Raw genomic sequence first — 13,357 nt, 5'->3', positions numbered from 1 at the left:
ATCTAATAACAGTATATTACATAAAAATTAAAATAGCTTAATAATTAAAAAATTATTATATAAATATTATACGAGGAGAAATTTTATGGACAAAGCTTTTAGGAATAAGAGAAATTTTGTAAAGATTTTTTTAGATATCTTTAGCATCTTTTTTTCTTCACTACTTATTACTTACATTATGTTTGAAGAATTTAGAGATCAACCTATTAAGATAGCCTTTCTTTATGCTTTTTCTTATGCTGTATTTGATTTATTAAAAAATGAAGTTGGTACAAGTTGGCAATATACTGATAGTAGAGATGTTTTAGAGATTATTAAGTTAAATCTCTATAGTACAATTTCAGCTTTTGCTTTAGGAAAACTTTTAGAATTTCATAGTTGGAGAATTTTAGCTTTAGTGTTTAGTTTTTCAACAGCTTCGATGTTACTTTTAAGAATGATATTTAGATTACAAAGACAAGGGAATATTTCTCCAAAAGAGAGAAGAAAAAATAGAGAAAATACCTTAGTCTATGGTGCTGGAGAAGCTGGGAATACATTAATAAGAGAATGTCGTGCTAACAGGAATTTTGAATATAAGATACGTGCATTTATTGATGATGATCCTAAAAAATATAGAACTATAATAAATGGAATTAGAGTTTATGGTGGATTGGACACTATAGAAGAAGCTATAGAAGAATATGATATCACAACAGTAATCATAGCTATTCCATCTTTAGATAATAAAATAATAAATGATATCTTTAAAAAGATAGAAAAGATACCAAATATTAAAATTAAAAAACTTCCATTTGTAAGTAACTTGATAGATAACTCTCTTACTAATCAAATTAAAGATGTTAGTATTGAAGATTTACTTGGAAGAGATCAAGTTGAAATCAATGATGGAAGTATAAAAGATTTGATACATAATAAGGTAGTGTTTGTAACAGGTGGTGCTGGAAGTATTGGGTCAGAGCTTGCGAGACAGATAGCTAAATATGAACCTCAAAAACTTGTAACAATAGATGTCAATGAAAATGATATATATTTCTTAGAGCTTGAACTTAAGAGAAAATATCCAAATCTTGATTTAGTTTCAGAAATATGTAATATTCGTGAAAAAGAAAAATTAGAGTTTCTATTTAATAAATATAGACCAAATATTGTATTCCATGCAGCAGCTCATAAACATGTTCCTTTAATGGAACATAATCCAGAGGAAGCTATAAAGAATAATATATTTGGTACTAGAAATGTAGCAGAGTGTGCAAATAAATTTGGTGTAGATAGAATGGTTCTTATCTCAACAGATAAAGCTGTTAATCCAACGAACTTAATGGGAGCAAGTAAAAGAGCTTGTGAACTTGTAATAGAACATATGAATGAAGTATCAAAAGGTACTAAATTTATGGCCGTAAGATTTGGAAATGTATTAGGAAGTAATGGTTCTGTAATTCCAATCTTTAGAAAATTAATAAAAGAAGGAAAAAATCTAACACTTACTCATAAAGATATTACAAGATACTTTATGACTATACCAGAAGCAGCACAACTAGTAATAGAAGCTGGAAGTATAGGAAATGGTGGAGAGATATTTATCCTAGATATGGGAAAACCAATTAAAATCTATGATCTTGCAAAAAATATGATAAGGTTATCAAATGCAAAAGTAGGAATAGATATAGTTGGATTAAGACCAGGAGAAAAACTTTATGAAGAGTTACTTTATGATACAAATAATGCTATAAAAACAGCTAATAAAAAGATATTTATTACTAAGATAGATAAAGGAAATATTGAGATTGATAAGTATTTTGATGAACTAAGAGAATGTACACATAATCCAGATATTACAAAGATAAAAGAAATAATGAAAAAAGTAGTAGTATCTTACAAGGAGGTAAAATATGAATAAGGAATTTGTTCCTTTTAAAAATCGTGTTTGGCTTAGCTCTCCTACAATGCATGGAGAAGAATTTGAATATATGAAAGAGGCTTATGAAACAAACTGGATGTCTACTGTTGGAAAAAATATAGATGAGGTAGAACGTCTTGCTTGTGAAAAAGTTGGTTGTAAGTATGCAGTGGCTTTATCTGCGGGAACGGCATCACTTCATTTAGCTGTAAGACTTGCTGGAGTTAAACCTGGAGATAAAGTATTTTGTTCTGATATGACTTTCTGTGCAACAGTAAATCCTGTTGTTTATGAAGGTGGAGTTCCTGTATTTATTGACACTGAATATGATACTTGGAATATGGATCCAGTGGCTTTGGAAAAAGCTTTTGAAATTTATCCAGAAGTTAAAGTTGTAGTAGTAGCTCATCTATATGGAGTTCCTGGAAAAATAGATGAAATTAAAAAAGTTTGTGATAAATACGGAGCTACAATAATAGAAGATGCTGCTGAATCATTAGGAGCAAGTTACAAAGGACAACAAACAGGAAACTTTGGAGATTTTAACTGTATCAGTTTTAATGGTAATAAAATAATAACAGGTTCTTCTGGTGGAATGTTACTTACTAACAGTAAAGAAGCAGCTGAAAAAGTAAGAAAATGGTCTACTCAAGCTAGAGAAAATGCTCCTTGGTACCAACATGAAGAGGTTGGTTATAACTATAGAATGAGTAATGTAATAGCCGGAGTTGTGAGAGGACAATTTCCTTATCTTGAAGAGCATATTGCTAAGAAAAAAGAGATATATGAAAGATATAAAAAAGGATTTGAAGGGTTACCAGTTACAATGAATCCTTTTGATGAAGAAAATTCAGTACCTAACTATTGGCTAAGTTGTATGTTGATAGATGAAAATGCAATGTGCAAACAAGTTCGTGGAGAAAATGAAGTTGCATATATTAAAGAAAAAGGAAAAACTTGTCCAACAGAGATACTTGAAACAATGATGAAATATAATGCTGAAGGAAGACCAATTTGGAAGCCAATGCATATGCAACCAATCTATAGAATGAATGGGTTCGTTACAAGAGAGGGAAACGGAAGAGGAAAAACTAATGCCTACATTCAAGGCGGAGCTTTAGGAAAAGATGGAAGACCTTTAGATGTGGGAATGGATATATTCCAAAGAGGTTTATGTCTTCCGAGTGATAATAAGATGACAGAGGAAGAACAAAATATAATAATAGAGATAATAAGAAGTTGTTTTGAATAGGTGCAAGAGATGAAAATATATGAGAATTTTTTTAAAAGATTTATTGATTTTTGTTTATCTTTTGTAGGATTTATTGTATTATCTCCACTGCTTTTAGTCTTATCTATTATTGGAGCTATAGCAATGAAAGGAAATCCTTTCTTTTGTCAATCTAGACCTGGTAAAAATGAAAAAGTTTTTAAATTAATAAAATTTAGAACAATGTCAAATGCAAAAGATAAAAATGGAAACCTTCTTCCTGATGACGTTAGATTAAATGGATATGGAAGATTTTTAAGAAGCACATCTCTTGATGAACTTCCCTCTTTAATAAATATTGTATGTGGAGATCTTGCATTAGTTGGTCCAAGACCTCAACTTGTGAGAGATATGGTATTTATGACATCAACTCAAAGAAAAAGACATAGTGTTAGACCAGGTCTTACAGGTCTTGCTCAAGTAAATGGAAGGAATAATATTACTTGGGAGCAAAAGTTTGAATATGATCTTTGTTATATAGAAAAAATTACTTTATTAGAAGATTTAAGAATTATTTTTAAAACTTTTGAAAAAGTAGTAAAAAGAGCTGATATTGTAAGAGAAGGAACAGTATCAGATATGGACTTTGGAGATTGGCTTTTATCAAAAAATGAAGTAATAAAAGAAGAATATGATAAAAAACAAGAAGAAGCAAGAGAGATATTAAGGAAAGGATAATAATGGAAAAGTATAGTGTTTTAATGTCTTTATATATAAAGGAAAAGCCAGAATATTTAGATGTAGCTATAAAAAGCATGATAGATCAAACATTAAAACCAGATGAAATAGTGATAGTGAAAGATGGTCCAATTACTATAGAGTTACAAAATATTTTGGATAAATATATAAAAGAATATCCAAACCTATTTAATATAGTAGGATATGAAGAAAATAAGGGACTAGGTTATGCATTAAACTTTGGACTAAAACATTGTAAAAATGAGTTAGTAGCAAGAATGGATACAGATGATATTTCCAAACCGAGTCGTTGTGAAAAGCAAATAAAAAAATTTAAAGAAAGAGCAGAATTATCAATAGTTGGAGCATGGGTTGATGAGTTTTATATTTCACCAGAAGAAATTGTATCAACAAGAAAAGTTCCGGTAAACTCTAAAGAAATTTATGAATTTGCTAAAAGAAGATCAGCTTTTAATCATCCTGTAGTAATGTATAAAAGAAAAGAAGTTCTTAAACAGGGAGGGTATAATAATTTTCTTAGAAGAAATCAAGATGTTGATTTATTTGGAAGAATGTTATTTTCAGGAAATAAGGCAGAAAATATACCAGAATCACTTTTATATTTTAGATCAAATAATGATTTAGCAAAACGTAGAAAAAGTTGGGAAAATACAAAATCTTATATAGATACAATAAAAAGATTTTGGAAGATGGGGTATTCAAGTCTTGGAGATTATATATTGATTGCTATGGCTCAAACAGGTATGTATTTAATGCCCATAGAATTACAGCACTGGGTGTACAAAAAGTTTTTAAGAAAATAACAAGGAGGATTAATGTCAGACAAATATGATTATCCAAAAGTACTTATAATTTCACATGAGGTAATAAATCTTGATACTAGTGTAGGAAAAACATTAAATTCATATTTTTCTGAATGGCCAAAAGAAAAATTGTGTCAAATATATTTACACTTAGAAATTCCTACTACACATAAATGTGAAAAGTATTTTAGAATTACAGATTTTGATATATTAAAGTCATTAAATTTATTTATAAAACCAGGGAAAATATTTGAGAAGAATGATATTAATGAAAATTTAAAAACTGCAAGAGTTGATGCAGGTATGAAAAGAAAAATTTATCAAAAAGGAATGCAGAAAAAAAACTGGATGTTTATTTTCAGGAATATAATTTGGGGGATTGGAACTTGGAAAAATAAAAAATTAATTGAATGGGTTGAAAATAATAGGCCAGATGTTATTTTTTTACCAACATCTGACTATTTGTTTCCGTATAGTATTGCTCAATTTATTTCAAAAAAATTTAATATTCCAATAGTAGTATGTGTATTTGATGATTATTATTTTGGAAAAATAAATAGAAGTGGTATTTTAAATAAAATAAATATTTATTTTTTACGAAAGAAAATAGAAAAGATATTTGATAGGGCTAAATTTGTTCTATATAATCAACCTAAGATGCAACAACTGTATAGTAGCAAATTTAAGGTAATAAATGATGTATTTTATGTGAGCAGTAAAGAAAATGTAAAAAAAGAAAAACATAATGAAAAGATTAAAATATCATACATAGGAAACCTAGGTTTAGGGAGAGATGGAGCTATTTTAGATATTGGGATGGCGTTAATAAAGATTAGACCTTCGATAGAATACTGTATTGATGTATATAGTCAAGAGACAGATCAGAAAAAATTGGAAAAACTAACTTTAGAAAATGGTATAAATTTTATGGGGAGCATATCATCTGAAGAAGTTAAAGATGTGATAGTTAAGAGTGAAGTTTTAATTTTACCAGAATCATTTGAAGAAAGATATTTCGGACGAATAGAGTATGCTTTGTCTACAAAAATACCAGAATATTTAGGAAGTAATAGATGTATTTTAGCATATGGACCAAAAAATGCAGGATCAATACAATACTTATTAGATAATGATGTAGCATGTGTTGTCACAAATAAAAAAGACTTAGAGGATTGTATAAAAGAAATAATATCTGATAAAGTTAAAAGAAATAATATAGTAAAAAAACAATATAAATTATATAAAAAAAATCATACATTTGAAAGAAATAGCAGGATTTTAAGAAATGCATTTTATACTGCTCTTAATTTAAAAGAAACATCTAAAAACTATTTTGAATAAGAAATAGTATTTTGTATGAACGATAAAAAATAAAAGAATTTTCTAAAAATGAGGAAGTGTAATGAAAGTTTTATTTGTAAATAATTTTTATAAAGAAGGAAGCACAGGTAAAATTGTATATGATTTGAGACAAGTCTGTGAAAATAATAACATAGATACTGTAATATGTTATGGAAGAGGAAAAACAAAGCAAAATAAAAAAAATAAAATATACAGGTTATGTAGTAATGGATATGCTAAATTTACAAAATTATTATCTTGCATTAGTGGAATGAAATTTGGAAGTTGTTTTTGGCAGACGAGTAAACTTATTTCTATAATAAAGTTAGAAAAACCAGATATAGTACATTTACATTGCATCAATGATAATATAGTTAACATTTATAAGATAATAAATTATTTAAAGAAAAATAAAATCAGTACGGTATTAACATTGCATGCTGAATTTATGTATACAGCAAATTGTGGATATTCTTTAGAATGTAATAAATGGATAAATGGATGCAATAGATGTCCAAGGTGGCGAATAGAAACCTCTTCTTTTTTTATTGATAGAACACACGATTCATGGAAAAAATTAAAAAAAGCTTTTTGTGGATTTGATAGTAATTTAAGTGTGGTATCTGTTTCTCCTTGGCTAATGAAAAGAGCAAGAAAGTCAAGTATACTTTGTAATAAAAAGCACTTTACTATATTGAATGGAATAGATAGTGAAAATATATTTAAGATTACGGAAAATAATTTAAAAAATAAATATAATTTATTGGGTAAAAAAATTATATTACATGTGACTGCATCATTTTCAAGACCTATTAAGGGTGGAAAGTATGTAATTGAACTTGCAAGAAGATTACCAGATATTATGTTTATTATAGTTGGAAATTCTGATATAAATATAAATTTTCCTAAAAATGTAATAGATGTAGGAGTAATATCGAATCAAATAGAACTTGCTAAATTTTATTCGATAGCAGATCTATTTGTATTAACAAGTGAAAAAGAAACTTTTTGTATGCCAGTAGCAGAAAGTTTATGTTGTGGAACTCCAGTTGTTGGATTCAAATCAGGTGCACCAGAAGAAATAGCATTAAAAGAGTTTTCATCTTTTGTCAATTTTGGTGATATAGATTTATTAGAAATAGAAATAAAAAAATGGTTAAATAGATATATTGATAGAAAAAAAGTTTCAGATATTGCTAGGAAAAAATATTCTAAGGAACAAATGGGAAAGGAATATATAGATATATATGAAGAATTGATTAGGAGAAACCAAAATGAAGTATAAAGTATGCTTTAATTTATTCATAACATTTATATCATGTTTGATATCACTATATATTGTTTTTTTATATGATGGATATGAGGGATATGAATTTATTTTTATATTACCATTATCATTTGGAGTTTTTACGCTGTTATCTATAGAAATGTTTTGTAAATGTATACCAGATAATTTTGGAGTTACAATATTGTATTTTTTACTTTTTTTTAGGAATGTGATATTCCCATTATTTTATACATTAGGAAGATATAAAAATGAATTTGGAGTATCTTTATCAGATATAATGAATAAAGCTATATGGTTATCAGTCTATGAAATGTTTTTTATATTTATTGCTTTAAATATATGTAGTAGCAAACAGAAAAAAATAATAAAAAAATTAAAATATATAGAAGAAAAACAAGCATATAATATTCAAAAAATGCGAATACTCGTGCTAATGTTATTACTGATTTTTGTAGGTACTTTTATAATCGTTCCACAGTGTAGTAAATTTTATATGAACATTTTGGAAATAACTAATGTAAAGTTTAGTAACAATGAGATGTCTGCTGTAATTGATATTTATGCAACAAGCTTTATTTCAAAATTTGTTTTAGTTTTACATAATTACTTAACTAAAATAATCCGTTTTATATTGCCATTACATTTAATAATGGAGATTCATAAAAAGAATAAAAGGAATTCAGGTTATATTTTTTGTTTAGTATTATCATCTGTTAGTATAATTATAATAGATGGTACAATAGCAAGAGGAATTGTCTATGCGATTATACTGATGTTATTAACGTGTATTATATACAAGAAAGAAGATAGATTTTTTGTAATTTCAATTATATTTATAGTAGTGGTGATAACATATTTTTTTATAAGAGCTGTTATATTATCAAGATTAGAAGTTGGAATATGGAGTTATCTTTCTAGTTATGTAGGGTCTTATTTTTCAAGTATAGCGAATACAGCAGCAAATATTAGGATGGAATTGTCATTAGAAAGTAGAGTAACATATTTTTTATATGATTTTTTAGAATCAATTCCATTTGGAAATACTTTATTTGGATTGGAAAAAATTTCATATCAAAAAGAGTTTAATATTATTAACAATAGTTATGGTCAAATACCTACAACAATAGGAACTGCTTATACGTATTTTGGATTTTTTTTGTCACCAATATATTCTTTCTTTTTTACAAAAATTACTTATAAAGCAGGACTAGTAGCTCAAAAATCAAAAGTTACTTTAAAAAAAGGGGTGTATTTACTTTTATCTGTATATTGCTCGATGGCAATTACAATGTACTATATAAAGATTGTATTAGTCGTTATATTAGGAACTATATTACCAATGATTATAATGATTAAGATTATAGAAAAAAGTAAAATGAGAAGGGAGCAGTGCAGTAATGGTATTAAATAAAGATAATGATGAGAATATAGTGCTGAAAAATAGTATAATGTTATATTTAATGACATTTGCGAGATACTTATTTCCGTTGTTATTGTTTCCATATTTAACTCGTGTTTTGATGTCGGAATATTATGGAATTATTACTTATATGACTTCAATTGTAAATTATATTAGTATGATTATTGATTTCGGATTTAATTTTTCTGCCACAAGAAAAATTTCCATTAATAGAAATGACATAAAAAAAGTTAGGAGAATATATACATCAGTAATAAAAGCCAAAATAATACTCGGTATTATTAGTGGAATTTTTGTAAGTTTATTTCTATCATTTGTACCAATTTTAAGAGAAAATAAAATTGTTTTAATTGCTTATTATATTTCAACAGTGATATTAGTATTTTTACCAGATTTTATATATCGGGGATTAGAAGAAATGAAAGGGATAACTATAAGATATTGCTTATCTAAAGCAATTACGACAATATTAACAATTTTAGTAGTCAAAGGACCGGACCAACTAATTTGGATTCCTATTTTTAATGGTGTTGGAAACGCTACATCAATAGTTTTTACGTGGATACATTTAAAAAAGAAATTTGATATATCATTTACAAAAACTTATATACAAGACTCTGTTGAAGAAATTAAAGAATCTTTTATTTTTTTTATATCGACATTTGCTTCCACAGCGTTTACATTTGCAAATATATTATTTATGGGATTTGCATCTTTCTCTGAATCAGATATCGCTTATTGGGGAGTTGCGTTTCAATTAATTACATTAGTAATATCGTTGTATGAGCCGATTACATCAAGTTTATATCCTAGAATGGTCAAATCTAGAAATGTTAAACTTATAAAGAATGCACTTGTATATATAGTTCCTGTTATATTGGTAGGAGTAACAGTTTGTTATTTTGGAGCACCATTTTTTATAAATATAGTTGCGGGTGTTGGATATGAGATTTCTATAAATATTTTTAGAATAATGTTACCTGTTTTAGTTTTTACGTATCCAGCTCAAGTATTAGGATTTCCGGTTTTAGGTCCAATCAATAAAGAAAAATATGTTACAATATCTACACTTATAGCTGCAGTATTTCATATGGGTGTTTTGATTGTTTTATTAAGTATAAATAAATTTACATTGATTAATATTGCGATTTTACGGTCTACGACAGAATTTGTTTTAATGTTACTTAGAATATATTTTTATTATCAAAATAAGGGAGTTATGTATGAAAAATTTTAAAAGTAAAAAAGTAGGACAATTGACATATAGCTTTGGAAATTATGGTTCTATGTTGCAATGTTATGCAACACAAAAAATTTTTAAAGAAAATGGATATGATATTGTGTTAGTTAATATAGCTGATAGAGGACTTGAAAGGGTATATTATGCAGTTAAAAGAAGAGTTAAATTTTTTATAAAATTGATAAAAAATCCTAATAAAATTAAATTTATATATGGCTTGTATAATAATGCGAAACAGTCTACAAAATACAAGACTCTCTCAGAGGAAAGTTTAAATATGATGAAGTCATTTAAAAAAGAATATATATCTCAAGTATTTTTAAATCATAGAAAATTAAAAAAGTGTGCAAAATCATCAGAATATTATTTTTTTATATCAGGAAGCGATCAAATATGGCCTGGATCATGGCCGATATTAGAGGAAGATTATTTTTTAAAATTTGCTCCAAAACATAAGAGAGTTGCATATGCTCCGAGTTTCGGGGTTAATATTATACCTAGTTATAATAAAAAAGAATTAATTAAAAATTTACAAGAATATAATTGCTTGTCAATAAGAGAAAAAACAGGTGAAAAAATTATTAAAGATTTAATAGGGAAGTCATGTGATGTGTTGAATGATCCTGTTTTGCAAATTAATAAAAAATATTGGGATGAATTAATTGGCTTGTCTGAAAGTAATAATGAAAAATATATTTGTTTATTTTTTATTGATAAACCAACAGAAAATGGTAAAAAGTTTATAGAAAAATTGTGCAATATAACAAAACTTAAATGCATATGTTTTGGATATAATAGCTTTGAGGGAACCGATAAAGTTATGAAATCGGGCGGGCCTATTGAGTTTATAAAATATATAAAAAATGCAGAATTAGTTATTACAGATTCTTTTCATGCACTTTTATTTTCTATTATTTTTGAAAAAAATTTTTATATAATTAGTAGAAATTATCAACACTCTTCTAGTCAATCTTCAAGAATTACAGATTTATTAGAATGCTGTGGGTTGGAGAACAGATTTATAGATATCAATATAGAAATTGATAAAAATAATATATTTTCAATAGATTTTATAAAGTCACAAGAGTTTATTGAGAAGGTTCAAAAAAAATCACAAAAGTATATTCAAAATATAGCAAGGGAGTATAGTAATGGAGATTTGTAGTAGTGAACTATGTACAGGATGTTTTGTTTGTGCTAATATATGTCCTGTGAGTTGTATTGAGATGTTTGAGGATGAAAGAGGGTTTTTATATCCAAAAATAAATGAATCTAAATGTATAAAATGTTACAAATGTCAAATAAATTGCCCAATTAATAAAAAGGATAGTGACGAAAAAAATACTTTTTTAAAAGTATTTTGTGCGCAATCTCTTAAAGATAATGTATTAAAAGTTTCAAGTTCTGGAGGGATGTTTTATGAGATAGCAAGATTTGTTATTGAAAATAAAAGAGGAGTGGTTTATGCAAGTGAAACACAAAAAAACTTATCAATAAAATTTTCCAGAATAGAAAAAATGGAGCAATTAAATAAAGTACATGGTTCTAAATATTTTCAAAGTATAGTTGGAAATATTTATACGCAAGTAAAAGAAGATCTTCAATGCGGAAAAGAGGTATTATTTATTGGTTGTCCATGCCAAATAGCTGGAATAAATTCATATTTACAAAAGAAATATAGTAATCTTGTCACTGTTGATTTAGTGTGTCATGGGGTTGGATCTTTTAAATTATTTAATGAAGAAATAAAAAAACAAGAGAAAAAAAATGACGAAATAGTAGATATTAAATTTCGATCGAAAGATAAATTTACACTCACTAATCATTATTTATTAAAATATGTGTATAAAAGTGGTAAAGTAAAATATCAGAGTGCATTGAATAATAGGTATATGTCTGCCTTTTTTCATGAGGCAATTTATAGAGAGAGTTGTTACAAATGTAAATTTTCTTCTATACCTAGAAGAGGGGATTTAACAATAGGAGATTTTGCTGGAGTTAATATAAAAGAAATTTCAAGATTACGTTATAAAAAAGGTGTTTCTCTTCTTATGGTAAATACAATTAAAGGTGCTAAAATATTTGAAGGCATAAAAAATGAAATTTGGTATAATGAAAGAAAATTAGAAGAAGCATTAAGTACAAATATTAATTTGGGTAAATGTTGTACAAGACCACCAGAGAGAGATCTATTAGATAATTTTGAGAATTCGAATGAATATATATTAAATAAAATGAAGTATACATTAAAAAATAAAATTGGTATATGTTTTAATTATATAAAAAAAGTGATAAAATAAAATTTTTAAAGTTTATATTGGAAAAAGGAGAAAAAAATGAGTTCATTTGTAGGTAAAACTTTATTAATTACTGGTGGTACAGGTTCTTTTGGTAATGCTGTACTTAATAGATTTCTTAGAACAGATATTGGAGAAATTCGTATCTTTTCTAGAGATGAGAAAAAACAAGATGATATGCGTCATGAATTTCAAGCTAAAATGCCTGAAGTTGCTGATAAAATTAAATTCTATATAGGAAATGTTAGAGATATTCAATCTGTTAAAAATGCTATGCATGGGGTTGACTATATATTCCATGCTGCAGCTTTAAAACAAGTTCCATCTTGTGAATTTTTCCCAGTAGAAGCTGTTAAAACTAATGTTCTTGGAACAGAAAATGTATTAACTGCTGCTATTGAAATGGGAGTAAAAAACATTGTGTGTCTTTCAACAGATAAAGCTGCTTATCCAGTTAATGCAATGGGAACATCAAAGGCAATGATGGAAAAAGTAATAGTTGCAAAATCAAGAACAGTTAGACCAGAAGAAACAAAAATTTGTTGTACAAGATATGGGAATGTTATGTGTTCAAGAGGAAGTGTAATTCCTTTATGGATAGAACAAATAAAAGCAGGAAATCCAATAACTATAACAGAACCATCAATGACAAGATTTATAATGAGTCTTGATGAAGCAGTAGACTTAGTTTTATTTGCTTTTGAAAACGGAGCAAGTGGAGATATATTAGTTCAAAAAGCTCCAGCTTGTACAATTGAAGTTTTAGCAAAAGCTGTTACAGGATTATTTGCTCCAGAACACGAGATAAAAGTAATAGGTATTCGTCATGGAGAAAAAATGTATGAAACACTTTTAACTAATGAAGAATGTGCAAACGCAATAGATATGGGAGATTTCTATCGTGTGCCTTGTGATAAACGTGATTTAAACTATGATAAATACTTTAAAGATGGAGATAAAAAACGTAATACTTTAACAGAATTTAATTCAAGTAATACAGAACTTTTAGATGTTGAGCAAGTAAAAGAAAAGTTGCTTTCTCTTGCATATATTAGAGAAGAGCTTGAAGCTTGGAAACAAAATAAAAGATAAGAGAGTG

Annotated in this window: 11 protein-coding genes; all 11 read left to right on the top strand. The window is 27.0% G+C overall.

Annotation, left to right across the window (positions count from 1 at the left end; translation table 11 throughout):
* The first annotated feature begins 85 nt into the window (after nucleotides 1–85).
* The 11 genes from I6E15_RS07490 to I6E15_RS07440 all read left to right on the top strand — a co-directional run bounded on the left by I6E15_RS07490 (nucleotide 86) and on the right by I6E15_RS07440 (nucleotide 13,350).
* A complete protein-coding gene (locus tag I6E15_RS07490; protein WP_235247217.1) occupies nucleotides 86–1,900 on the top strand; it encodes a polysaccharide biosynthesis protein in 1,815 nt (604 codons plus the stop codon).
* A complete protein-coding gene (locus I6E15_RS07485) occupies nucleotides 1,893–3,152 on the top strand; it encodes a DegT/DnrJ/EryC1/StrS family aminotransferase (protein ID WP_235247216.1) in 1,260 nt (419 codons plus the stop codon). The genes I6E15_RS07490 and I6E15_RS07485 overlap by 8 nt, the downstream gene beginning before the upstream one ends.
* A gap of 9 nt (nucleotides 3,153–3,161) precedes the next feature.
* Nucleotides 3,162–3,848, top strand: a complete 687-nt coding sequence (locus tag I6E15_RS07480) for a sugar transferase (protein WP_328222052.1) — start codon at nucleotides 3,162–3,164, stop codon at nucleotides 3,846–3,848.
* Between the two features lie 2 nt (nucleotides 3,849–3,850).
* Entirely contained in the window at nucleotides 3,851–4,672 is an 822-nt protein-coding gene (locus I6E15_RS07475) for a glycosyltransferase (RefSeq protein ID WP_235247215.1), read from the top strand.
* 12 nt (nucleotides 4,673–4,684) lie between these two features.
* Nucleotides 4,685–6,013 (top strand): hypothetical protein, encoded by a 1,329-nt coding sequence (locus I6E15_RS07470; protein ID WP_235247214.1) that lies wholly within the window; start codon nucleotides 4,685–4,687, stop codon nucleotides 6,011–6,013.
* A 61-nt stretch (nucleotides 6,014–6,074) separates the two neighbouring features.
* Nucleotides 6,075–7,298: a glycosyltransferase gene (locus tag I6E15_RS07465; protein WP_235247213.1), complete on the top strand. Its 1,224-nt coding sequence runs from the start codon at nucleotides 6,075–6,077 to the stop codon at nucleotides 7,296–7,298.
* Complete coding sequence (locus I6E15_RS07460) at nucleotides 7,288–8,712, top strand: hypothetical protein (RefSeq protein ID WP_235247212.1); 1,425 nt, start codon at nucleotides 7,288–7,290, stop codon at nucleotides 8,710–8,712. Before I6E15_RS07465 ends, I6E15_RS07460 begins: the two co-directional genes overlap by 11 nt.
* The gene (locus I6E15_RS07455; RefSeq protein WP_235247211.1) at nucleotides 8,699–9,958 is read left to right on the top strand and encodes an oligosaccharide flippase family protein; all 1,260 of its coding nucleotides are present in this window, start codon (nucleotides 8,699–8,701) and stop codon (nucleotides 9,956–9,958) included. Before I6E15_RS07460 ends, I6E15_RS07455 begins: the two co-directional genes overlap by 14 nt.
* Nucleotides 9,945–11,126: a polysaccharide pyruvyl transferase family protein gene (locus tag I6E15_RS07450; RefSeq protein WP_235247210.1), complete on the top strand. Its 1,182-nt coding sequence runs from the start codon at nucleotides 9,945–9,947 to the stop codon at nucleotides 11,124–11,126. Before I6E15_RS07455 ends, I6E15_RS07450 begins: the two co-directional genes overlap by 14 nt.
* Nucleotides 11,113–12,261: a Coenzyme F420 hydrogenase/dehydrogenase, beta subunit C-terminal domain gene (locus I6E15_RS07445; protein ID WP_235247209.1), complete on the top strand. Its 1,149-nt coding sequence runs from the start codon at nucleotides 11,113–11,115 to the stop codon at nucleotides 12,259–12,261. Before I6E15_RS07450 ends, I6E15_RS07445 begins: the two co-directional genes overlap by 14 nt.
* Nucleotides 12,262–12,297: 36 nt before the next feature.
* Nucleotides 12,298–13,350 (top strand): nucleoside-diphosphate sugar epimerase/dehydratase, encoded by a 1,053-nt coding sequence (locus I6E15_RS07440; RefSeq protein WP_235247208.1) that lies wholly within the window; start codon nucleotides 12,298–12,300, stop codon nucleotides 13,348–13,350.
* The last annotated feature ends 7 nt before the right edge of the window (nucleotides 13,351–13,357 follow it).

It is taken from the genome of Fusobacterium perfoetens, from assembly GCF_021531475.1.
GTDB lineage: Bacteria > Fusobacteriota > Fusobacteriia > Fusobacteriales > Fusobacteriaceae > Fusobacterium_B.
Note: the sequence above shows the minus strand (reverse complement) of the source record. Positions and strands in the feature narration are given on the sequence as shown.